The following is a 21,481-nucleotide window of genomic DNA, read 5'->3' on the forward strand; positions in this document are numbered from 1 at the left end:
GCCTCCTTATCCAATGCTGCCCTTCATCTCGAGGCGGATCAGATTGTTCATCTCCACCGCATACTCCAGCGGCAGTTCTTTTGAAACATCATCCGCGAATCCGCTGACGATGCACGCTCTCGCATCCTCTTCCGTCATGCCGCGCGACATCAGATAAAAGACGGCTTCATCGCTGATGCTTCCGATCTGTGCTTCATGGCCGATGTTCGCATCTTTTGTACGGATATCCATCGCCGGAATCGTGTCCGACCGGGAGATGTCATCGAGCATCAGAGACTGGCAGGAAACGGCTGATTTCGTGTTCTTTGCCGCTTTTGTTGCAGAGACTGACGAACGGAAGGTGCTGATGCCTCCGTCCTTCGAGATCGATTTCGTGTTAATATAGGAACTCGTATCCGGCGCGCTGTGGACAACCTTCGCTCCGGTATCGAGATTCTGGCCCTTACCGGCGAACGTGATGCCGGTAAATTCCATCTTTGCGCCTCTTCCTTTCAGCACGCTCATCGGGTACAGGTAGGAAACGTGGGAGCCGAATGAACCGGAAACCCACTCGATTTTTCCGCCCTCCTCGACCTGCGCGCGCTTCGTGTTCAGGTTGTACATATTCTTCGACCAGTTTTCAATCGTAGAATAACGGAGTCTTGCATTCTTTCCGACAAACAGCTCCACACATCCGGCATGGAGGTTGGCCACATTGTATTTCGGTGCGGAACAGCCCTCGATAAAGTGAAGGTCCGCGTCCTCATCGACAATAATCAGCGTATGCTCGAACTGGCCTGCGCCCGGCGCATTCAGGCGGAAATACGACTGCAGCGGGATTTCCACGGAAACCCCCTTCGGCACATAGACAAACGAACCTCCGGACCAGACGGCTCCGTGCAGTGCGGCAAATTTGTGGTCGGTCGGTTTCACCAGTTTCATAAAGTGTTTCCGCACCATATCCGCGTACTCACCATGCAGCGCACTCTCCATATCGGTATAGACAACACCCTGCGCCGCAACTTCCGCGCGGACGTTGTGATAGACCAGCTCCGAATCATACTGTGCGCCCACGCCGGCGAGTGATTTCCGCTCTGCCTGCGGGATGCCGAGACGCTCAAACGTATTTTTGATGTCATCCGGCACATCGGACCACTTTGCTTTCATTTTGGTATTCGGGCGGACATACGTTACGATGTCATCCATGTTCAGAGCCTCGATCGACGGACCCCAATCCGGAATCGGCATCTGGTTGTAGATCTGTAAAGAACGCAGACGGAACAGCTGCATCCAGGCAGGGTCTTTCTTCTCATCCGAAATTTTCTGTACAATTTCCGGCGTCAGGCCGGCTTTTACTTTATAGGCATCCTTTTCATCGTCTTTGAAATCATAGATGCTTCGGTCAATATCCTCTACATAACTTTTTTCTCTCACAGCGTTTTCATCCTTTCTGTACCTTCGGTTTTACGCCAGTGACTTTTCGTATTTTCCAAATCCGTCCCGGTTGATCTCCTCTACAAGAGATGCATCGCCAGTTTTGACGATTTCACCTTCCACCATGATGTGGGTCTGATCCACCATCAGCGATTCCAGAATCTTCGTGCTGTGCGTGATGATCAGAAGACTTCCTCCGCATTTTCTGCGGTATGCCTCAATTCCGGCAGAAACGGTGCGGACCGCATCGACATCCAGGCCGGAGTCGGTCTCATCGAGAATGGTAAGGGACGGCTCGAGCATCAGAAGCTGCAAGATCTCGGCTTTCTTTTTCTCACCGCCGGAAAATCCGACATTCAGATCACGGTCTGCATACGACGGATCCATCTGCAGAACTTCCATTGCTTTTTCCAGTTCTTTCCGGAACTCAAACAGACGCATCCGTTTGCCGGTCTTTAACTCGACGGCGCTGCGGATAAAAGAGCTTAAGGTTACGCCAGGCACCTCAAGCGGATTCTGAAACGAGAGAAACAGTCCCATTTTGGCGCGTTCATTGACCGGCTCTTCTGTGATGTTCTTTCCCTGGAACCAGATTTCGCCGCGTGTCACGTTATATTTCGGATTGCCGAGCAGCGTATTGCCAAGCGTCGACTTTCCGGTACCATTCGGTCCAAGCAGCACATGCGTCTCCCCTTTTCCAATCGTAAGATTGACGCCGTGCAGGATCTCTTTTTCTTCTACATTTACCGTTAAATCTTTCACTGTTAAAAGATTTTTTCCCATATTGATATCCTCCTTATTTTGCTTCGAGGTTAAAATCTCTGTTTTCGCCTCCGATTGTAGATCTTTTTTCCGAGTATTTCAATCGGATTTATATATTTGAAAAATTTTATCAAAAAACGCACCTGCCGCCGGATTTTTTTTCCGCACGACAGGCGCGTTTTCTATCAACATCGTTTCAGCCGATTCCGCCCAGCACGATTCCGAGAATCAGAACCAGCACACAGATCGGCACGTAGATATATTTGCAGATCGGATAATACAGATCCGTGAATTTGCTGCTTCTTCCCTTGTCTACCTGGGACTGCACATACTTCTTTCCGCAGATCCAGAAGAACATGACTCCGGCAAGGCCGGCGCCGAGCGGGCAGATGTAGATCGACAGAACATCCATCCACTGGGATACAATGCCCTGGATCAGAAGAGATACGACCACACCGATAACCCCGATCACACCGCAGGCTGCTACTCTTCCGAGATGAAATTTTTCCTGTACCGTTGCAATCGGTGCTTCGTACAGGTTAATCAGAGAGGTAAGGCCGGCAAAAAAGACAGCGACAAAGAAAACGATTGCGATCAGCGCGCCACCCGGCATAGACTTTATCAAATTCGGAAGGAAAATGAACAGAAGTCCAGGTCCTCCTGTATTTAACTGTGCTCCCGTAGTTGCCATCGCCGGGATAATAACCAGCGCAGCAAGCATAGCAGCGAGCGTATCAAAAAATGCTACTCTTCCGGCGGCGGCCGGAATATTTTCTCCATCTGACAAATAGGAACCATAGATCAGTGTTCCGTTTCCGGCTACAGACAGGGAAAAGAATGCCTGACCAAGTGCAAAAATCCAGGTCTTCGGATCTGCAAGTGCTTTTGGTTCCACACGGAAAATATAACGGTATCCATCCGCTGCACCGGGCTGAAAGGCAACATAGATACCAAGTGCAACAAACAGGAGAAAGAAAACAGGCATCAGCACCTTATTGACCTTCTCAATTCCCTTACCAACACCAAATGCCAGAATGACCATCGCAACCACAAGAGCTACGATCTGCCAGAAATTGTTTCCAAACGCAGATGCCATGGATTCAAACGCTCCGGCAAAATCCTCTACGCTCACAGCTGACAGTGTCTTTCCGGTAAAGGTTCCGATCATGTACCTGAAAATCCACCCCATGACAACCGTATAACCGATCGCCATTGCCAGGGAACCCAGCACCGGAATCAGACCAAGCGCCTCTCCGGCTTTTCGTTTTCCTTTCGTTTCACATGCAAAACCGAACGCATCAACCGGACCGGATCTTGTGGCACGGCCAAAACTCATCTCCCCGCTCACACCGGTAAAGCCGATCAGTGCAACGAACAGGAAATACGGAATCAGAAAGGAACCTCCTCCGTACAAGGAAACCCGGGTAGGGAACATCCAGATGTTGCCCATTCCAACTGCAGAGCCGATGCAGGCCAGGATAAATCCCCACCGACTGTTAAATGACTCTCTCTTTTTCATACTGCTCTCCCTTTTTCTTACTTTTTCTGAAGATATCATGGCCAAAGTACCTTTTGACTCCAACATCTTCTGAATATTTTATCATAAGCTATTGGGAAAAGCTATAGCATTTCTCATCTTCCTGCAACTTCACTTTATATTTTATGCTTTTTCCGCCTTGCTGCTGCCATTCCCGCGGAGAACATCCGCAGTGGCGTTTGAAATAGCGGCTGAAATGAGACAGATTGGAAAAACCGCAGATTTCCGCGGTCTGTCCGATGGAAAGTGCCTGATTTGTCAAAAGATTTTTCGCCTTGTCGAGCCGTACTTCAATCAGATCGCTGTGCGGGGTGCTGCTGAAAAACTGTTTATAATAAGAATAAAACTGGCTTTTTTCCATATTGGCCATCTGGCAAAGCTTTTCTGTCGTCCAGCCTTTCTCATAATGGCTCAACATCTTAAGGCGCAGCTCCTGGAATTCCTGATACAGTCCGGCCGGCTCCTCTGCCGCTTTCTGGTACAGCCGCATACCGCGCGATGCCGTAATCATCATCTGACGAACCAGTGCTTCCTCATATTCCACTGCGTATGGATCTTTCACAATATATTCCCTCTGCAAAAGGCGAATCAGCTCATCAATTGCTTCCGTATTCTGTGGATAAAAAACAGCATTCTGCGGAATTCCATACGTTTCACCCAGATTCTTACCGCACCAGAAATGGACATAGCTGTTGCGAAACTTCTGAACAGCCTGATAATGCTGCTCGTGATCCGGCGTGTAAAAAAGGCAGGCATTTTCCTGTGCAATGAAAAACGCAGTTCTGTCATACACCTTCATCGGCGTTTTAAACAACAGAAACAGATAGTCCCCGCTGCCCTCCGGCCGATATATCGTCTCATAATCGGCGTTGGATCTATTATATTCACAAATATGAACTGAAAATTCCATTCTTCTCGTTTCCCCTTTTCTTTTCTTCTCCCTATTTTACCGCAAAACCGGAAAAAAAGTCAAATTTGCCGGACAAAAATCTCTGGTTTTTTTCTATCTTCCTGTTAAAATTGAAACTATCCAAAGCGAAAGCGAAACGGTGGAATAAAATCATAGACACGCCGGTGATCCTTTGTTTTTCTGGATCGTGTCTGAAAACGAACATTTCTTTTAACAGGAGGATTTTTAAGTATGAAAAAAGCAGAGATTATCATTGACAAATATTTTCTCACCGGAAAAGTTGACAAACGAATCTTCGGTTCCTTTATCGAGCACCTGGGACGCGCCGTTTACGAAGGCATCTATCAGGAAGGAAGTGCTCTCTCCGACGAGCAGGGCTTCCGAAAAGATACCCTGGATCTTGTCAAAGAGCTTCAGGTACCGATCGTCCGTTACCCGGGCGGAAACTTTGTCTCGGGCTATCACTGGGAAGACAGCGTAGGTCCGAAAGACAAACGGCCTGCAAAACCGGATCTTGCCTGGGGCGTGATTGAGACAAACGAATTCGGTCTGAATGAGTTTGCGGACTGGTCGAAAAAAGCCGGCAGTGATATTATGATGGCCGTTAACCTCGGAACCCGCGGACCGGAGGATGCCAAAAATGTGCTGGAGTACTGCAACTTCAAGGGCGGCACCTACTACAGTGATCTGAGAAAATCCCACGGTTACAAAGATCCACACAACATCAAACTCTGGTGCCTCGGCAACGAGATGGACGGACCGTGGCAGATGGGACATAAGACCGCTTCTGAGTACGGACGTATTGCAGCAGAGACTTCCCGTCTGATGAAATTCATGGATCCGACGATTGAAACTGTTGCCTGCGGAAGCTCCAATCTTACGATGCCAACCTTCGGTTCCTGGGAATATACGGTTCTGGACGAATGCTATGATGAGGTGGATTACCTTTCTTTACACCAGTACTACGGAAATTATGCAAATGATACTGTCGATTTCCTGGCAAGCTCCAAGGGCATGGATGATTTCATCTCCGGTGTAGTTGCGATCTGTGATGCAGTCAAAGCGAAAAAACACGGCAAAAAGCAGATTAACCTTTCCTTCGATGAGTGGAACGTATGGTATCACAGCAATGAGCAGGATCAGAAGCTGGAGAAATGGGTACGCGCACCGCATCAGCTTGAGGATGTTTACAACTTTGAGGATGCACTTCTCGTCGGAAGCATGCTGATCACACTCCTGCGCCACGCAGACCGTGTCAAGATTGCCTGCCTCGCACAGCTTGTCAACGTTATCGCTCCGATCATGACATCCGATACCGGTGCATGGCGTCAGACGATCTTCTATCCATACATGCATGCAAGCGTATACGGCCGCGGAACCGTCTTAAATACACAGGTTCTGACACCGGTTTACGAGAGCAAAACGTACGGCGAAGCTCCGTATCTCGATTCTGTCTGCATCTGGGATGAGGAAAACGATGCACTGACCATTTTTGCAGTCAACAAGAGCCTGGATGAGGATATGGAGGTTTCCTGCGATCTGCGTCAGTTCGAAGGATGTCGTCTGGCTGAGCACATCGTGCTGACAAACGACGATATGAAAGCGGTCAACACCGAAGCAGATCCGAACCACGTTGCTCCGACCCATTCCGATGCTACCAAACTGGAGAATGGAAAAATGCACACCGTTCTTGGAAAACACAGCTGGAATGTGATCCGTCTTACAAAATAATGGAACCGTATAAGGTATGGCCTGAAAAACAGAACATCTGAATTTTTCATCCAAACATATGCATAAAGGAGTTTTATTTTATGGCACAGGCATATTTATTTGTTCATTTTCGGGAAAAAACAACACCGGACGGCGAACAGGTTTATTTCGGCATAAGCCGCGATGGTTTCCACTGGGAAGCTGTCAACGACGGCGTTCCGGGTGCCGGCCAGGGATATGTGCCGTTTGTTGCAGACAGCCTTGCTTCCGGAAAATTTGTTCGTTCTGATGCTTCCTTCTCGTTCCCATACGGCTACAAGCATGGAACGATTCTTCCGATTACAGAGGAGGATTACGAGCGGATCAAAAACCAGGACTGGTCAGATCACGGATATCAGTAAAATCGCTGTCCGCCTGATGGGATTTTCATACAAAAAGAACTGCGGCAGGCTTCCTTTTGGGGAAGTTCCTGCCGCAGTTCTTTTTCGCTTTTCTTTTCCGACAAAACCCATCCGCTTCCTTTTTGTTCTGGCGGACAGTACCTTTTCTGCAGATTGGTAAATGTATCGTTTTGATGGTGTCTGAATTTTTCTTTATCTCTGTGCCTGTGCAGCGGTTCTTGCATGGAACATGCGGAAGACGCCGGTCTGCTCGATCAACTTCGTCAGGCTATAGAAAATGATGGAATCGATCGGCCACATAATCAGGTTCTTTAAGGCACGTGCCGGAAGAAGCACCATGATTCCTTTTCCATACAGCATGCTGATCCACAGGGTGTTCAGCAGTACGTTGACAGTCAGCATAACGATGAACTTGGCTGCAAGCACACGTTTGATGGTCAGTTTTTTGCGATAGTAGAAGCATCCATACATAAAAGATGCCAGCATCGCATTAAAGGTGAATCCGAAGAAGAACGGGCCGCTCGGTTTCAGGAAGTATTTTACGACATCAAGAATGCCGGAGAAAAGACATCCTGTCACTGGTCCGAACAGGTAATCGACAAGGCGGTTCGGGATTCCAGAAAATCCGATGCGGACATAAGGTCCGATATCAATCGATGCTACCTGGTTCAGAATCATCGCCAGCGCTGCGAACATGGCACAGGCTGCGAGGGTTGTGACTGCTTTCAGCTCTTTTGCTGACTGCAGAAACATGTTTTTTGTTTCTTTTGCTGTTTCATTTGCATTTTTCTGCATAAAAAAATTACCTCCTTTACAGATATCTGACTACAATAGGAGATAATCTCTTGTCTCTATCTTCTGTTGCAGCGAGATGCAATTCATATACCGCAAGATTTTCTCTTTTCGTCTCCCTGGCTACTCTCTATCCTGGGAGCACTTTACGCATATGAACTTACTCTGCAGTTGTTTTTGTCCTGCTCATTATATAGTAAAATCCCCTTGATTTCAAGAGGATTTTACATTTTTTTCTAATTTTTTACGATCAAATATCAGCCCTGCATTTTACGGTCTTTCCGGTGATAAAACGGAGACAAACGCAAACTTTTTATCCAGCAGTTTTCCCATCAGCACAATGCCTTTTCCCATCGTAAAAGCAGCTGCTACCGTTCCGATTCCAAGACCTTCGATTCTTCCAAGTCCGAAGAAGGTGAACAATGCGGCTGTTGTCTGGGCTGTTGATCCAGAAAAGGGACAGTTGGGAGTTGGTCAGTGATCGGGTGACGGGTGGTCGTCAGCAATCGGTCACTGGATCAACTGGGTTGCCCTTTGACAACAAGATCTTTCTTCTTTTATTTTCGGATCTGTCCCGTTCCGTATACGATATTTTTAATCGATGTCAGCGCCAGCAGTCCCATCGGGCCTCTGGCGTGGAGTTTTTGGGTGCTGATTCCGATTTCGGCGCCGTAGCCGAATTCGAAGCCGTCGGTGAAGCGGGTGGAGGCGTTGACGTAGACTACAGCTGCATCGATTTCGTCCAGGAATTTCTGGGCGTGGGTGTAGTTGTTGGTGATGATTGCTTCGGAGTGTTTTGTGTTGTAGTGGTTGATGTGTGCAATCGCTTCGTCGATGGAAGAGACGGTTTTGATGGACACGATGTAGTCGAGATACTCTTTTCCCCAGTCCTCTTCTGTCGCTTCTTCTGCTTCCGGCATGTATTCTCTTGCCTTTTCGTCTGCGCGCATTTCCACATGTTTTTCTTTTAATCGTTCCTCCAGAACCGGGAGCAGTTTTTCACGTACATTTTCGTGTACCACAATCGATTCACATGCATTACATACGCCAACGCGCTGTGTTTTTGCGTTCAGAATAATATCCACTGCCATGGAAAGATCGGCTGTCTCATCCACGTAGATATGACAGTTTCCGGTTCCCGTCTCAATGACAGGAATCGTGCTGTTTTCCACGACAGCGCGGATCAGTCCGGCGCCGCCGCGTGGGATCAGGACATCGACATAGCGGTTCATCTTCATAAACTGCGCCGTCGTCTCGCGGGAGGTATCTTCGATCAGAAGCAGGGCGTCTTCCGGCACCTGCTCCTCTTTCAGTGTTTTCCGAAGAGAGGCAACAATCGCCGTATTCGAGTGGATTGCATCGCTTCCGCCTTTTAAAATCACGACATTTTCCGTTTTGAAGCAGAGTGCAAATGCATCCGCCGTCACATTTGGGCGTGCCTCGTAGATGATGCCGACAACACCGAGCGGAACACGTTTCTGTCCGATCAGAAGACCGTTCGGGCGTTTTTTCATTCCCAGCACTTCCCCGATTGGGTCGTCCAGTTCGGATACCTGACACATGCCTTCTGCCATTGCTTCAATCCGGCTTTTGTCCAGAAAGAGCCGGTCCAGAAGTCCCTGAGACATGCCTTTTTCTTTTCCATGCTCCATATCCAGCGCATTGGCCGCGATAATCGTTTCGGCGTCTGCCACAAGGTTTTCCGCTGCTTTTTTCAGCACACGGTTTTTCTTCTCCGTCTCCATGATTCGAAGCACAGGCTCCGCCTGGCGGGCTCTCGTTCCGATTTCTTCCAGCTTCATCATACTCGTCTCCTCCTCGTGTTGTCTTATCGTAATTGGCTTAACGGTAAATCTTCTGCTCTGTCACCAGCATCTGCGGCAGAACATCCGTCTCTTCAAACGGCACCGCATCAAACAGCTGAAACTCAAACGCCGCTGCAACCGTTGTAAACCCTGGATGTGCGGCAAGAAAGCGGTCATAAAATCCTTTTCCATATCCTACTCTGTGGCGCGCCGGATCAAAGGCCACACCGGGTACCAGCAGAAAGCCCTCTTCCCGCGTGCAGACCTTTCCGCCGTCCGGCTCAATAATGCCAAAATAGCCGGATTTCAGCGTGGAGAAATCTTTGATCTCATAATAAACCATATCATCGCCTTCCACGCGCGGCACAGCGACCGTCTTTCCCATTTGCAGGGCCTTCTCGATCAGATCCCGTGTCATGACTTCTTTTTTGAAGTCCATATACGCAAAAAAGCAGTCCGCATCCAGAAACTCCGGCAGAGCCGTGATTTTTTCATAAATCATACGGCTCTTTTCCTGAATTTCTTCCTGTGTGGCTGCTCTTCTTCGGGCAAAAACTTCTTTTCTAATGTTTCCTTTTGCTTCCATAGCGCTCCCCCAGATTTACAATTGTTCCGTCTTTCTCCTGCACATCAATATTGTCGAGCTGGGTACGGAGGTTCATTTTCACGGCTGCAATATATTCTCTCCGCAGCTTCTGCTGCTCTTCTTTCTCCGCCGGTGTCAGCCCCTCTGCTTTCGCCTTGCGGGCAAGTTCGTTGATTCTCTGTATATTAATTTCCATTTTCTGTATTTTTCTCCTTTGTTTCAACTCACAGTCGGTATTTTCACAGAGTCTGACATGTCGAAAATAGTTCGACTGTGACTCGCCTCATGTCAGTGGAGGATACCGATTTCTCTCCGCCTGCCACTACCGTTATGTTTCTTTTAACAATTCATCCCACCGCTTTAGAAGCGAGGGACTTGCTTGATTCGGTTAAATGACCGGATTTTCTTTTTATCTTACCGCAAAACACAGGATCTGTCCAGCCGATCTGAGAAAAATCCTGAAATCCAGCTTTATCACCGGATTTCAGTCTCATCTGCATAATTATCTAAAACAATCAGAACCCATGTTTTTCCAAGATTCAGTTTAATCTCCTCTCCATTGCTGTCCCGGTACTTTGTGACACCCCACGGATCATCCTTGCTCCATGTCACGTCGATGGCCTTTCCGCTTGTGATATACGTTCCCATTCCGCCGTTTACCACATCAATATCGAGATATTCCGCATTGTCATCATACTTTTTCCAGGAACAGTACTGCACGATAATGTTCTTCACCGCAAGCTGTTCCTGTGTCATCTCATCGATCTGCGGTTCCCCGAACTGATAACGCAAATACGTGCCGCTCGCCTCATCGTACGAAAACCATGGATTATTGTGGAAATATCCGCCCGGTGCCACATAGGCGGCATTTCGTCCCTGTTCCAGCGTTTCCGGTTCTGTCTCGGATGCAAACTGGAAAAATCCGTCATAACCGTCTTTGTAAGATGTCCGGTAGCCGCAGAGATCGATTCCCGCTGCAATCCCGGCCGCATCCAAATACGCATTGTGCGGCGACGGACGATCCGACGTCCGGTAATACACCTGTTCCGAATACTCCATGCCATTCACATTGTCTATGTGATCCGATTCGAGCAGCGGAATCGCATACGCCGCCTGTCCATAGTGGTAATACAGAGCGTCAAATCCCGCTGCCAGATACACATAATATTCGCGGCAACTCCGCACCGATCCGATCTTTTCGAGATCATCATAGTTTTCAAACAGCCCCATCAGGCGCGTAATGCCGCCTTCGACCGGCGCTTCATAGATCACTCCCGCACGGCTGATACCGCTCTGCGGGCAGGCGCTGATGATATTGCTCAGCATAACCGCCACCGGGCGCCTTCTTCCCTGTACTTCGGCGACAGGTTCTCCTGTCAGATAACTTTTCACCATACCTTCCGGCAGCGCATCCTCCGCGGGTGTCGGCTCAATCGCTTCCGGAACCAGCGGTTCCGGTGCCGGATCTTCGGTCGGGGCCGGTGGTTCCGTAGCTTTCGTTTCTGTCTTGCTTTCCCCTGCTGTCTCTTCTGAGACATAAGAAGTTCCTGCCGATGCAGTTTCCGGTGCCGTTTCCCCAATTTTCCGGCATCCGAACAGCATCATGCTTCCCAGCAGAGCAATCCCCAATGTGTAAAACCCTCTCTTTTTGATAAAGACCCCTCCTTTTCTTCTTTCAATCAGTCTCTTGTGATACCGAGACGCTGCAGCACCTCTTCCTGCTTTGCCTCCATCACGGCTGCTTCCTCCGGTGTCATATGATCATAACCCAGAAGATGCAGCATACTGTGTGCAACAAGAAAAGCAAATTCGCGTCTTAAAGAATGACCGTATTCCTCCGCCTGCGCTCTTGCGCGCGCAACAGAAATCACAATATCACCCAGCATCAGCTCACCGCTGTCCGGGTTAAAACAGTCATCTCCCTCTTCCGTCTCCAGAAAATCGAACGAAGCCGGAGAAGGATAATCTACCATCGGGAAAGAAAGCACGTCTGTCTCCCGGTCAATGTTTCTGTGTTCCCGGTTCATGGTGCGGATATTTTCCGGATCAGTCAGAATCAGTTCTACTTCTGCCTCATACGGGCACGCTTCCTGATCCAGCACACCATTGATTACCGCTGCTGCAACCTCTTCCGGATCAAATCCAAGGTCAAAATCCTGTTCATTTTCAAACGTCAGTGTCATTTATTTTCCCTCCGTTTTCTCGTCGTACTTTTTGCTCTGCCGCTGTGATTTTCCGGCTTTGCTTTCTTTTCATATTCATCGTAAGCCTGTACAATCTTCTGCACCAGCGGATGACGGACAACGTCCTTGCTCGTCAGCTCGCAGAAGGAAATTCCGTCTACTTTTTTCAGTACCTGCATTGCCACATCAAGGCCGGAGCGTGTACCGGAAGGAAGGTCCTTCTGAGAGGCATCTCCGGTTACAATGACTTTGGAACCGAAACCGATACGGGTCAGGAACATCTTCATCTGCGCCGGTGTCGTATTCTGTGCCTCATCAAGGATAATAAACGCATTGTCGAGCGTACGGCCTCGCATGTACGCGAGCGGCGCAACCTCAATCAGGCCTTTTTCCATGTTTTTCTGGAAGCTCTCTGCTCCCATGATCTGATACAGCGCGTCGTAGAGCGGCCGCAGATACGGGTCAATTTTACTCTGCAGGTCGCCAGGCAGGAAACCGAGTTTTTCACCCGCCTCAATCGCCGGACGCGTCAGGATAATACGGCCTACCTCATCGTTTCGGAATGCCGTGATCGCCATCGCCATCGCAAGGTACGTTTTTCCGGTTCCGGCAGGGCCGACGCCGAAGACGATCATCTTTTCCCGGATCGCATCCACGTACGCTTTCTGACCGAGTGTTTTCGGTTTGACCGGACGGCCTGCGACCGTGTGGCAGATGCAGTCACTGTCGATTTCAGCAAGGCTGCTTCCGCTGTCCTCCATAACAAGTGAGATTGCATAATTGACGTTCTGTGTGTTGATATCATTTCCGCGGCGTGAGAGCTCCAGAAGCTGTGTCAGACATTCCTTTGCGCGCGCTGCATTCGATGCCGGGCCCACAATTTTTAAAACGCCGTCCCGGGAGATCAGCGTAACCGCCAGGGATCTCTCCAGGATTTTGATGTGTTCATCAAACTGGCCGAATACTTTCTTTTCATGTTCGATGGGCAGTTCCATCTGCAGTTCTATCATGTTGTTATTGCTGTTCATCTACCATTGTTTCCTTTCCATCCGACATCTTCTGCATTTCGCAGGGCTGTGCTTCTACGGCCCGTTCTATCACGCGAAGTGTCCCTTTTGTGATACATGACGTATCGTTAAGTTCTATTGTAACATGATTCTCCGATATTTGAAGTCCTTTTTCTGATAAATTTCTGTGGAATTTCTGATAATTCTGCGAGGCTTTTTCTTTTGCCTCGTGTTCTGAGTAGGTTTCTTTCTGAACTTCAAAAGGAAATTTCTGACGGTAGCCGAAATAAAACGGAAGGGCAAAGTTTTCTGTCAGATAAAGCTGCTGAAGGGACACTTCCTCGTCTGCTCCATTTTCCCTTTTCTCTGTTTTCTGATCCGCCGTTCCGGTCATGCTCCGCAAACTCTCCACAAAATTCTCCGGCAGCAGATTTCCAAGGAAAAATCGGTAAGCAGAAATCTGGAATACCGGCGTTTTTTTCTCTGCTTTCTGATATGTCCGTACCGTATGGGAAAGCGGAAAGGTATCATAATAGTACCACGTCGTCTCAAGGTCAATATCCGCGTCTGCGTGAACATAAGAATAATCATACGTTTCCCCACTGTCATTCACAAGCGGAATCTCGCCCTTTACAAGAATGTCTCCCGCTTGACATGTATCACCGGGGAGCACCTGCGGAATGCCGTTCCGTGTGATAATACGCACGACCGTCCCTTCTTTTTTCGCCACAAGATTCTGCGGATCATCTGCTTTTTCTTCGATCACATAGCCGTCTACGTTTTCTTTTACCGCAAGGACAAGCTGCGTCCCTTCTATTTTTGCGGACACCCAGGTCAGATTCGGAAACTGCTCCCGCAAATACGATGCGGTCTGGCTGCAGTCCACACGTTTTTTCCAGCTTCCATGATGAATCCCGGCCGCGTCAAGGCTGTTTAAGATCGTCTGCGTACTGTTCGCGTAATTTCCTTCCACATGAATATTCCAGATGAACTGCGACAGCGTGTAAAGTCCCGCCAGGCAGAGAAAAATACCAATAAAAAATGCCTTTCTTTTTAAACTTCGCCGGTAAAAGAAAGGCAGTCCCTGTTTTTTCTGTATTCGGATGCGCACACCGCTCTTGCGGCGGATCGGCAGGAGGCGGAAAAAATCTTCCGGCAGAAGGCTCATCTCAAAGCAGCCCTGATGTTCTGTCACGTCCCACAGTGTGATGTTATGGTGCCCGCACAGATTGAAAAAACGCTCCGGTTCACGGCCCGTCACACGAATCCGCACACTGCCTTTCCAGAAAACCTTTCCCCTCTGCAAACGCACACCCCCTTTTCAGCATTGGAATGATTGGAATCATTACACTTATTGAAACGTCGCCTGATCGATTCTCCCTTCCACCCGCATCTCCTCCCCGGAATACGAAACAATCCGGATTCCCTCTCCCACAAGGAGCAGCCTGCCATATTGTGTAAGCACACAGAGGCGGCACGCATTATATTCCAGAATCCTGCGGAAATTTTCAATCTGCACTTCTCTCCCGCCGTAAAACGTCACAACCGGCTCGCCAAAAGCAAGATCTGACGGAACCTGCATCGCCGAAAGCAGCTCCCCGCCCGGCGGATGGAGTGATTTTTTCTGCTTTTTCTTTTTTCGCATCCAAAACCTCCTCCGCTTTGCGGGTCTGCTTTTTGTTCTATCGCTATTTTATGCAGAAAAAAGCACAAAAATACCCCACAGCCGCTGGGGTTTCCTGCCCGATCAGGCTGCGGGGTTTCATTTCTCTTTTTTAAAAACATTTTTTGCAGGGTTCATACCCCTGGGCTTCTGCATTTTCTCTCGTCATCTGAGCTTCCGTTACCTGTGGTTCTTCAGCAGTCACTGCCGGCTGCGTTTCTTCCGCTGCCTGCGTTTCAACGGTTTCTTCCGCCGCAGCTTCTATGGTTGGCTCAGGGGTCGGCGTTTCGGTTGGAGCAGCCGTTGGAGTTGGTGTCTCAGTCGCTGTCGGTGTTGGTGTTTCGGTCGGCGTCGCTTTTTTCGCCGGCTCTGCCGTAGCGCTGACGGAAACAGACTCCGCAGATGCTTCATTCCCCCTCCTGTGTATTTTCTGAATTTCTTACAGCGAAATCCTCTATTATAAATACGTTTGAAAGAATGGAAAATTACATCACAGATTACGATTCTTTATAGAAAATCATGCTGAACCATATGACCATATGCTCGCCGAGGTAATAATCCATCATGTTTTTTTCAATCAGGTTTGCAACAACGATGCCGTGGCTCTCGATGCATGGATGCATCAGTTCAAGATGGCGGCAGCCGCCTCTCGGGTAGGTACATTTATCACAGAGCTGGCAGGAATCGGAGGAAAGGGCGAAGGTGAGCAGGGTTTTGTCTTTTAAATGCTGCTCGATTTCGCGTGTGATTTTTTCGTGCTCCGATTTTGTTTTTAATGTCTCATCCATATCCATGATGTTGTCCACTTCTGCGATGCTGGAGAAGAACAGAACGTGATCGTAGTTCATGCAACGCTCCTTACAGACTTCAACAGTGCCGACCGCCGGCGGGCAGGACCAGGAGGCTCCGTAGCGGGAGCACTCCTTTTTGCAGATCTGGCGGACCCGGTCATTGAATTCGATGTCCTCCGGTTTTACAAATGCATACTGATAGATAGGAAACTGGGTAATATATTCTTCGATTTCTGTCTGTGTCATTTTGTCATCCCTTCTCTTTTGTTACAGATCTTTTTCAAAAAAAGCAAATACCATATTCCAGTACGTCTGGAGCATGCGCCCTCTGGTTCCAAACAATTCATGCTTTGCGCCCGGTACTTTTACCATTTTTGCCATGCCGGGACGGCGTTCTGCCATTTTCCGGATCATCCGCTCCTGGGCACGGTTGGACACAAGATGATCGTTCTCCGCCTGAAATAAAAGGACAGGAGCCTCGATCCGTTTCCATCCGCTCCGCATCAGATCGCGGTACAGATGTGCGGCGGCATGGAGCCATCCGTAAGAAGCGGCATTTAGGTGATACAGCGGCTCTTTTTCCCGCTTCTGCTGGTAATAGAGAAAGCGCGGACGGGAGAGGGACGAACTTTGTTTAAAGCTTTCGATTCCCTGGTATGGTTTCTGTCCTACCACATACTGTGTGCCTCGTTCTGTGGCACAGGCAAAAGCTGCGATCCGTTTTGCATCGGCGAACGGCACTTTTCCGGTCAGCGGACGGATCATCGGCGAACTCAAGACCACTTTCCGGAACAGATGCGGCGCTTTGGCGGCCGCTGCTGCTGCGATTCCGCCGCCCATCGAGTGAGAATAGAGAACGAGCGGAAGACCGCATGCCTCTGCTTTTGCTTTTCGTGCAACAAAGAGCAGATCTTCTACATAACGATGGTAGGAATCGACATAAACAAGCGACGGATCATCCACCAGACGGTAGCTCTTTCCGTGGCCGCAGTGTTCCGGCAGATAAACATGAAAATGCTCTTTGATAAAATAATACACGATCTCTTTATATTTCTCTGCATTTTCCGTAAAACCGTGTGAGATTACAACAACACCTCTCGGGCGGAATGCGCGGTAACGAAGAACATGAATCGGATGACCGCTCTCCCTTTCCCAGTAAAATTCTTCTGCATGAGCGGCGAGGTACGGCTCCACACCATTCTGCATCCGCTCCGCGTAATTTTTTTCCTGTAATACGCGTGTTCTCATTAGCAAATCACCTGCTTTCATCCAGATACGAAAGGATATCCTGAAGATTGTCGATGGTACAGTCCGGTGTAACTTCAATTTTGTTCGGAAGATGATCCGGGTTGTACCAGCAGGTCAGGATTCCTGCATTTTTTCCGCCGCGGATATCACTTGTGAGGGAGTCGCCGACGATCACAACCTCATCCGGTGCATAACTTCCGATTTCGTTCCATACCGCATCAAAAAAAGCCTTCTGCGGCTTGTCCACACCGACCTGTTCCGAGATAAAAACGCCGTCCAGAAGCTGATCAAGCCCGGAAAAGCGGAGTTTACGCTCCTGTGCAACAGTGGTTCCATTTGTTACTGCATACTGTTTTACGGTAGCTTTCAGCCGTTTTACCAGTTCATCTCCGTGATCGCAGAAGAAAGCCTTATCGCCGAGGCGGATCTGATATTCATCATTGAATACCTTTACCTGATCCGTCGGCAGTCCTTCCGATTCAAAAAATTCATGGAATCGTCCAAGCATCACCTGTTCTCTCGTAAGCTCTCCCGTCTCCAGCCGCTCCCAGTAACCGCGGTTGATCACGCTGTAGCGCTGCAGCATTTCGTCCGTGCAGGTTCCCATATGAAACTTGTTGAAACAGTACTCAATTGCATATCGTTCCGACATCTTAAAATTCAGAAGTGTTCCGTCGATGTCCCACAAAATTACTTTTATCAAAGAGAAATCCTCCCTTGGTTTCATTTGTATTTTCCAATTATCTGTTTTTCATTCTAGCATAGATTACAAATACGATCAATTGTATTTTAGGCATTGTATCTTTTGAGAAAAAGTGCTACGATAAAAAAGAATTTCCGTGAAAAAGAAAAGGAAGAAGGAAGAAACACTATGAAATTTACTTATCCAGCCGTTTTTTATAAAACCGAACAGGGAACCTACGAAGGTTATTTTCCAGATCTCGCCTGCTGCTATGCAAAAGGGGATACCCTCGACGAGGCGCTGGAAGATGCCATTCACTCCGCCTATGACTGGATCTCTCTGGAACTGACGGAAGAAGAACCTGATTTTCCGCCGGTATCGGATGTGGCAGATCTCGGGAAAAGCGAAGGTGAAATTGCAAGAAATATTGCCGTCAACATCCGGCTTTTTGAGGGATGGGACGAATAAGTTCAAAAAAGAGAAAGAAAACCGTATTGCTGCGATATTCAAAACGCGGCGATACGGTTTTCTTTTTATCTCTTCCAGGTTTTCAGCATCTCTTTTTCTTCTTTGCTGATCCGCAGCGACTCTCTGATTTTCTGAATTGTTTTGTTATGTGTCCAGTCATCGAGACTGTTTTCTTTCAGCAGTTTCTGTGTTTTTTCCGGAAAATGAATATAACAGATCGATACTGCCCAGGCGACGGCCATTTTTACGTAATAGCCATCGTGATGAATCTTTTTCATCTCCTCCAGCACAGCATCGATATACGCTTCGTTGATAAAAAAGTCCAGCAGACACACAACACCAAACCGGATTTCATATTCCCGGCTGCTTTTCAGCCATTTCTGCAGATATCCATACCAATACTCCTGGTCTTTCTTCATAAAATGGCACGTTGCACAGGAGCTGTCACAGATTCCCCAGCTGTTGATCATCGGCACGAAGCGGTCCAGTTCTGCCGTCTGTTCTTCACGGGTCAGCTTTCCGTAGCCGATCATCATTCCGCGGATCAGAAGCTCCTCGTAGACTTCCGGATTAAACTGTTCGGTATAAACTTCATAATGGTCTCTTGCTGTCGCTTTTGCAATCCGTCGCGAAACCGGAATGCGGACACCAAGAATCCGACAGTTCTGTCCCGGAACAAGAGAGCTGTGAAATTCCCGGTATTTTGCATCTATATTGCTTTCCAGTTCTGCCCGAATGGCCTGCATTACTTCCTGTTCCATATGATTTCCCCTCTCTTTTCTTTCTCTTTAAGATGTTTTACACGCTTTTTACAAATGTTTAACCCTGTTATTTCTGCACTTCTGATAAGATAAAATTAAAGTAAACGATAACATCCACCCTGCCAAATGCCAGATCTTTTCCGGCTGAAAGGTGAGTCTTATGAGAAAGAAATATACATTTTTTCAAAATATCCCATTCCTGTGCAAATTTCAGAAGCAGCCAGCCCTTGCAGAAGAAGCGCCAGTTGTTTCCACAACGCTGTCTATTCCGTTTTCCGGACCCGCAGAAAGATCCTTATATTTTACCGAAAACCCGGATTTTACCGCTCCCTCTGCCGGTATCCATTCCCGTCGTTTTCCGGGAAGCCGGATCTTTCTATATTCCAGCGATCCCGAGCACGATCTTGCGGCAGTTCCATCCTCTCTTTTCGATGTGCTGCACCGCTATTTTGCCGTCCATTCACCGGATGATGTCGTTTTATGGAAAGATGGCATTCTCTCCTTCCAGACCATGGAAAATCAGCCGCAACCGTTGACTGCTCTTTGTACACCGGATGATGCACGGGATTCCAAAATCATTCCGTTCCCCACACTGTCAGAACGGCAGCGCATTTTACAGTAACTGCTATTTAGCCAAACCAGCAGGAGCATGATGGAAAATACCCCTTTCCGTCATGCTCCATTTTTTACTTAATTCCGAGAATTCCACTAATCCGCTCTTTCGAAAGCCCCGCGCCGATTACAATCAGCACTTCCTGGCTCTCCGGCACTGCCTGGAATGTCATCTGTTCCCGCGTCGCATTGATTTCGCTCCACACAGTTTCGCCCGTCTTTACAATTCCTTTGATCCGGAATACATTGCCGCATGATGAATCCGCAAAGATTGCTTCTGCTGCCTTTTTCAGCGCTTCTTCCGTAATCTTCGGCTCCAGAAAGCAGAGCGAATCAAATGTCTGCTGCTCGCCGAAATCCAGCTTCCGGTAATCCTCCGAACGGTAATTGCATTCGGAGAGCATTTTGAAATCATCCTCTGTCAGATCATCCCAGTTTTTCTGTAAAATTTCTGCATCAGAAAACTGTCTTCTGCAGCCTGCCTGCTCGAGCGTGCGGTTCAGATGGGCAATCGTTTCTTCTTTCTTTTCCTCCGAAACATTCTGTACTTTGCTCAGCACGATTTTACCAGCGTTCGCCGCCTCGGAAGCCAGCAGATACTCTTCTTCCTCCGACAGCTTCTCATCGAGCCCGGCATCCAGAATCGTGATGACGCTTCCCGCCTCATACCAGCGGTTCAGCGGCTCGTCATACAGCGTGTCAAAGAACTCATCCACATCGTAAATCCCCGACGGTTCCACGAGAATGCGGTCGTAGCCGCTCATGCCCATCGAGATCAGTTTCGTGCGGAATCGTCTGCGGTGTGTCTCTTTGTCGCATCCGCCGGAAATCATCTCCAGCTCGCACTGATCGCCGCGCAGTTCCTGCAGAAGCAGCATATCCACATTGACTGCCCCAAAATCATTCTCCAGGATGCCGATGTTCTTTCCCTGTGCCATCAGATACTTTGCGTACTGTTTCAAAAAAGTCGTCTTCCCTGAGCCAAGGAAGCCTGTAATCAGATCAATTTTAATCATTTCTGCTGTCCTTTCTGCTGTCTTTTTCCGTCTGCAGCCTGCGGAGCTTCGAACACTCTATTTTCGTCTGCGCTCTTTGCCGGTAAATATATCGATGTCTATGCGCCATACGGCAACGCGCTCCACCATCTCCGGCAGAAAAGCGATCTTCGCCTCCGGTGCGATATGCGCCATGATTTTTTCCAGGCCTTTCTTCTTTACCTCCGGATCTGTCACCTCCGTGATGGTTCCGTTTCCCATGATACTGCGGTACGCATAGGAATACGCACACGTATAGTCACCTGTAATCACTTCATGGTTGTAATCCATCTCCACCGCCACGCGCGGATCCGCTGCAAATGCAGCCGCCTTCCGCCCTTCTTTTGCCCCATGCAGGTACAGACAGACGTGAAGAGTTCCATCTTCTTCCCGGACATCATATCCATAATTCATCGGCACGATAAACATGCCTTCCTCATCCATCGCCCCGATCCGCACAACCTCGCAGCTTTCCAGAATTTCTCTTAAAATTTCAGGATCTGTAATCTCCCGCTTTTTTAAACGCATTTCACGCATCGCAATCACACCTCTCTTATTCGCAGCTATTTATGATATGGCTCCCCGCAGTTAATGCGGTAGCTCCGGTAAATCTGTTCCAGCAGAATAACCCGCATCAACTGATGCGGAAATGTCATTTTCGAAAAACTGAGCGCATAGTTCGAACGCTTCAGAACTTCCTCGCCAAGCCCTAAGGAACCACCGATCACAAAAATAATATGGCTCGTTCCCTGCACGCCGAGCGTATCTATTTTCTGGGCCAGCTCCTCGGATGTGAGCTGTTTTCCCTTAATTTCCAATGTAATCAGATAAGCGTCATCCCGGATATATTTGAGAAGGCGCTCTGCTTCTTTGTTTTTGATATTTGTCTCTACGGTTTCACTCGCGTTGTCCGGTGTCTTTTCATCCGCCACCTCGATAATTTCCAGCTTTGCATAGCGGCTGAGGCGCTTCGAATACTCGGCAATCGCATCCCGCAGATATTTTTCTTTGATTTTTCCTACTGTCAATACTGTAATTTTCATTCTGTAATCTTAAAACCCTTTCGGATATCTGTCAAAAACACCAAAAGCCATATAGATCACTTCTTGTCCGCGT

The 21,481-nt window shown here is 48.4% G+C and carries 25 protein-coding genes and 1 riboswitch; of the genes, 4 read left to right on the forward strand and 21 right to left on the reverse strand.

The genetic code is table 11. The features are described 5' to 3' along the window. Positions 1-6: 6 nt before the first annotated feature. The 4 genes from sufB to PGS38_RS06705 form a co-directional block, all read right to left on the reverse strand. Positions 7-1,413 (reverse strand): Fe-S cluster assembly protein SufB, encoded by a 1,407-nt coding sequence (gene sufB / locus PGS38_RS06690; protein ID WP_118659668.1) that lies wholly within the window; start codon positions 1,411-1,413, stop codon positions 7-9. Between the two features lie 30 nt (positions 1,414-1,443). After that, positions 1,444-2,196, reverse strand: coding sequence for a Fe-S cluster assembly ATPase SufC (sufC, locus tag PGS38_RS06695; protein WP_055217927.1), 753 nt, complete (start codon positions 2,194-2,196; stop codon positions 1,444-1,446). 175 nt (positions 2,197-2,371) lie between these two features. Then, on the reverse strand, positions 2,372-3,694 hold the full coding sequence (locus tag PGS38_RS06700; RefSeq protein WP_055217929.1) for a sodium-dependent transporter: 1,323 nt from the start codon (positions 3,692-3,694) through the stop codon (positions 2,372-2,374). Between the two features lie 88 nt (positions 3,695-3,782). Then, positions 3,783-4,622: a helix-turn-helix domain-containing protein gene (locus PGS38_RS06705; RefSeq protein ID WP_117761482.1), complete on the reverse strand. Its 840-nt coding sequence runs from the start codon at positions 4,620-4,622 to the stop codon at positions 3,783-3,785. A gap of 231 nt (positions 4,623-4,853) precedes the next feature. Between PGS38_RS06705 and arfA the strand changes: the two genes are divergently transcribed. Then, positions 4,854-6,353: an arabinosylfuranosidase ArfA gene (gene arfA / locus PGS38_RS06710; RefSeq protein ID WP_117801108.1), complete on the forward strand. Its 1,500-nt coding sequence runs from the start codon at positions 4,854-4,856 to the stop codon at positions 6,351-6,353. 80 nt (positions 6,354-6,433) lie between these two features. Beyond that, positions 6,434-6,733 (forward strand): hypothetical protein, encoded by a 300-nt coding sequence (locus tag PGS38_RS06715; RefSeq protein ID WP_118594421.1) that lies wholly within the window; start codon positions 6,434-6,436, stop codon positions 6,731-6,733. 192 nt (positions 6,734-6,925) lie between these two features. On the opposite strand, the gene PGS38_RS06720 is transcribed toward PGS38_RS06715, so the two are convergent. From PGS38_RS06720 to PGS38_RS06780, 13 genes are all read right to left on the reverse strand, one after another. Then, positions 6,926-7,528, reverse strand: coding sequence for a folate family ECF transporter S component (locus PGS38_RS06720; protein ID WP_022461732.1), 603 nt, complete (start codon positions 7,526-7,528; stop codon positions 6,926-6,928). A gap of 67 nt (positions 7,529-7,595) precedes the next feature. After that, a riboswitch (THF riboswitch) is annotated at positions 7,596-7,695 on the reverse strand. A 100-nt stretch (positions 7,696-7,795) separates the two neighbouring features. Then, positions 7,796-7,948 carry a DUF6198 family protein gene (locus PGS38_RS06725; RefSeq protein WP_156338179.1) on the reverse strand — a complete coding sequence of 51 codons (153 nt, stop codon included), beginning with the start codon at positions 7,946-7,948 and terminating at the stop codon, positions 7,796-7,798. 134 nt (positions 7,949-8,082) lie between these two features. After that, a complete protein-coding gene (locus PGS38_RS06730; protein WP_119188721.1) occupies positions 8,083-9,327 on the reverse strand; it encodes a glutamate-5-semialdehyde dehydrogenase in 1,245 nt (414 codons plus the stop codon). Between the two features lie 40 nt (positions 9,328-9,367). Continuing rightward, entirely contained in the window at positions 9,368-9,916 is a 549-nt protein-coding gene (locus PGS38_RS06735) for a 5-formyltetrahydrofolate cyclo-ligase (protein WP_199695857.1), read from the reverse strand. Continuing rightward, on the reverse strand, positions 9,894-10,112 hold the full coding sequence (locus PGS38_RS06740; RefSeq protein ID WP_055267865.1) for a DUF896 domain-containing protein: 219 nt from the start codon (positions 10,110-10,112) through the stop codon (positions 9,894-9,896). The genes PGS38_RS06735 and PGS38_RS06740 overlap by 23 nt, the downstream gene beginning before the upstream one ends. Before the next feature lie 278 nt (positions 10,113-10,390). Further along, on the reverse strand, positions 10,391-11,545 hold the full coding sequence (locus PGS38_RS06745; RefSeq protein WP_055267863.1) for a DUF3048 domain-containing protein: 1,155 nt from the start codon (positions 11,543-11,545) through the stop codon (positions 10,391-10,393). Between the two features lie 50 nt (positions 11,546-11,595). Next, positions 11,596-12,099 carry an rRNA maturation RNase YbeY gene (gene ybeY, locus PGS38_RS06750; RefSeq protein ID WP_055228185.1) on the reverse strand — a complete coding sequence of 168 codons (504 nt, stop codon included), beginning with the start codon at positions 12,097-12,099 and terminating at the stop codon, positions 11,596-11,598. After that, complete coding sequence (locus PGS38_RS06755; protein WP_055267861.1) at positions 12,096-13,127, reverse strand: PhoH family protein; 1,032 nt, start codon at positions 13,125-13,127, stop codon at positions 12,096-12,098. The genes ybeY and PGS38_RS06755 overlap by 4 nt, the downstream gene beginning before the upstream one ends. After that, on the reverse strand, positions 13,114-14,412 hold the full coding sequence (locus PGS38_RS06760; RefSeq protein ID WP_055267859.1) for a sporulation protein YqfD: 1,299 nt from the start codon (positions 14,410-14,412) through the stop codon (positions 13,114-13,116). Before PGS38_RS06760 ends, PGS38_RS06755 begins: the two co-directional genes overlap by 14 nt. A gap of 45 nt (positions 14,413-14,457) precedes the next feature. Next, complete coding sequence (locus PGS38_RS06765) at positions 14,458-14,751, reverse strand: YabP/YqfC family sporulation protein (RefSeq protein ID WP_055267857.1); 294 nt, start codon at positions 14,749-14,751, stop codon at positions 14,458-14,460. A gap of 515 nt (positions 14,752-15,266) precedes the next feature. Continuing rightward, entirely contained in the window at positions 15,267-15,806 is a 540-nt protein-coding gene (locus PGS38_RS06770; RefSeq protein ID WP_055217961.1) for a DUF2284 domain-containing protein, read from the reverse strand. Between the two features lie 21 nt (positions 15,807-15,827). Further along, positions 15,828-16,808, reverse strand: coding sequence for an alpha/beta fold hydrolase (locus PGS38_RS06775; RefSeq protein ID WP_118594418.1), 981 nt, complete (start codon positions 16,806-16,808; stop codon positions 15,828-15,830). A 7-nt stretch (positions 16,809-16,815) separates the two neighbouring features. After that, entirely contained in the window at positions 16,816-17,511 is a 696-nt protein-coding gene (locus tag PGS38_RS06780; RefSeq protein WP_158564995.1) for a YjjG family noncanonical pyrimidine nucleotidase, read from the reverse strand. A gap of 168 nt (positions 17,512-17,679) precedes the next feature. On the opposite strand from PGS38_RS06780, the gene PGS38_RS06785 reads away from it, so the two are divergent. Beyond that, positions 17,680-17,958, forward strand: coding sequence for a type II toxin-antitoxin system HicB family antitoxin (locus PGS38_RS06785; protein ID WP_270476083.1), 279 nt, complete (start codon positions 17,680-17,682; stop codon positions 17,956-17,958). 65 nt (positions 17,959-18,023) lie between these two features. On the opposite strand, the gene PGS38_RS06790 is transcribed toward PGS38_RS06785, so the two are convergent. Further along, entirely contained in the window at positions 18,024-18,719 is a 696-nt protein-coding gene (locus PGS38_RS06790; RefSeq protein WP_022462562.1) for a DNA alkylation repair protein, read from the reverse strand. 160 nt (positions 18,720-18,879) lie between these two features. On the opposite strand from PGS38_RS06790, the gene PGS38_RS06795 reads away from it, so the two are divergent. After that, complete coding sequence (locus PGS38_RS06795; protein ID WP_117812766.1) at positions 18,880-19,341, forward strand: hypothetical protein; 462 nt, start codon at positions 18,880-18,882, stop codon at positions 19,339-19,341. Between the two features lie 64 nt (positions 19,342-19,405). Here PGS38_RS06795 and PGS38_RS06800 read toward each other — a convergent pair whose 3' ends face one another. From PGS38_RS06800 to rlmH, 3 genes are read right to left on the reverse strand one after another with little or no spacing between them, the layout of a single operon-like run. Next, entirely contained in the window at positions 19,406-20,347 is a 942-nt protein-coding gene (locus PGS38_RS06800; RefSeq protein WP_117812765.1) for a GTP-binding protein, read from the reverse strand. Positions 20,348-20,404: 57 nt separating this feature from the next. Further along, positions 20,405-20,902 carry a pyridoxamine 5'-phosphate oxidase family protein gene (locus PGS38_RS06805; protein WP_117812764.1) on the reverse strand — a complete coding sequence of 166 codons (498 nt, stop codon included), beginning with the start codon at positions 20,900-20,902 and terminating at the stop codon, positions 20,405-20,407. A 26-nt stretch (positions 20,903-20,928) separates the two neighbouring features. Next, complete coding sequence (gene rlmH, locus PGS38_RS06810) at positions 20,929-21,408, reverse strand: 23S rRNA (pseudouridine(1915)-N(3))-methyltransferase RlmH (RefSeq protein WP_117508974.1); 480 nt, start codon at positions 21,406-21,408, stop codon at positions 20,929-20,931. Between the last annotated feature and the right edge of the window lie 73 nt (positions 21,409-21,481).

The sequence above is a fragment of the Fusicatenibacter saccharivorans genome (genome assembly GCF_027667425.1).
GTDB classification, from domain to species: Bacteria; Bacillota; Clostridia; order Lachnospirales; family Lachnospiraceae; genus Fusicatenibacter; species Fusicatenibacter saccharivorans.

Excerpts from the sequence above, each read along its gene's own strand:
- ybeY (WP_055228185.1), bottom strand. The coding sequence starts at position 12,099 with ATGACACTGACGTTTGAAAATGAACAGGATTTTGACCTTGGATTTGAT.
- PGS38_RS06775 (WP_118594418.1), bottom strand. The coding sequence starts at position 16,808 with ATGAGAACACGCGTATTACAGGAAAAAAATTACGCGGAGCGGATGCAG.
- PGS38_RS06790 (WP_022462562.1), bottom strand. The coding sequence starts at position 18,719 with ATGGAACAGGAAGTAATGCAGGCCATTCGGGCAGAACTGGAAAGCAAT.
- PGS38_RS06730 (WP_119188721.1), bottom strand. The coding sequence starts at position 9,327 with ATGAAGCTGGAAGAAATCGGAACGAGAGCCCGCCAGGCGGAGCCTGTG.
- PGS38_RS06795 (WP_117812766.1), top strand. The coding sequence starts at position 18,880 with ATGAGAAAGAAATATACATTTTTTCAAAATATCCCATTCCTGTGCAAA.
- arfA (WP_117801108.1), top strand. The coding sequence starts at position 4,854 with ATGAAAAAAGCAGAGATTATCATTGACAAATATTTTCTCACCGGAAAA.
- PGS38_RS06720 (WP_022461732.1), bottom strand. The coding sequence starts at position 7,528 with ATGCAGAAAAATGCAAATGAAACAGCAAAAGAAACAAAAAACATGTTT.
- sufC (WP_055217927.1), bottom strand. The coding sequence starts at position 2,196 with ATGGGAAAAAATCTTTTAACAGTGAAAGATTTAACGGTAAATGTAGAA.
- PGS38_RS06785 (WP_270476083.1), top strand. The coding sequence starts at position 17,680 with ATGAAATTTACTTATCCAGCCGTTTTTTATAAAACCGAACAGGGAACC.
- rlmH (WP_117508974.1), bottom strand. The coding sequence starts at position 21,408 with ATGAAAATTACAGTATTGACAGTAGGAAAAATCAAAGAAAAATATCTG.
- PGS38_RS06770 (WP_055217961.1), bottom strand. The coding sequence starts at position 15,806 with ATGACACAGACAGAAATCGAAGAATATATTACCCAGTTTCCTATCTAT.
- PGS38_RS06765 (WP_055267857.1), bottom strand. The coding sequence starts at position 14,751 with ATGCGAAAAAAGAAAAAGCAGAAAAAATCACTCCATCCGCCGGGCGGG.
- PGS38_RS06740 (WP_055267865.1), bottom strand. The coding sequence starts at position 10,112 with ATGGAAATTAATATACAGAGAATCAACGAACTTGCCCGCAAGGCGAAA.
- PGS38_RS06735 (WP_199695857.1), bottom strand. The coding sequence starts at position 9,916 with ATGGAAGCAAAAGGAAACATTAGAAAAGAAGTTTTTGCCCGAAGAAGA.
- PGS38_RS06700 (WP_055217929.1), bottom strand. The coding sequence starts at position 3,694 with ATGAAAAAGAGAGAGTCATTTAACAGTCGGTGGGGATTTATCCTGGCC.
- PGS38_RS06805 (WP_117812764.1), bottom strand. The coding sequence starts at position 20,902 with ATGCGTGAAATGCGTTTAAAAAAGCGGGAGATTACAGATCCTGAAATT.
- PGS38_RS06800 (WP_117812765.1), bottom strand. The coding sequence starts at position 20,347 with ATGATTAAAATTGATCTGATTACAGGCTTCCTTGGCTCAGGGAAGACG.
- PGS38_RS06755 (WP_055267861.1), bottom strand. The coding sequence starts at position 13,127 with ATGAACAGCAATAACAACATGATAGAACTGCAGATGGAACTGCCCATC.
- PGS38_RS06705 (WP_117761482.1), bottom strand. The coding sequence starts at position 4,622 with ATGGAATTTTCAGTTCATATTTGTGAATATAATAGATCCAACGCCGAT.
- PGS38_RS06715 (WP_118594421.1), top strand. The coding sequence starts at position 6,434 with ATGGCACAGGCATATTTATTTGTTCATTTTCGGGAAAAAACAACACCG.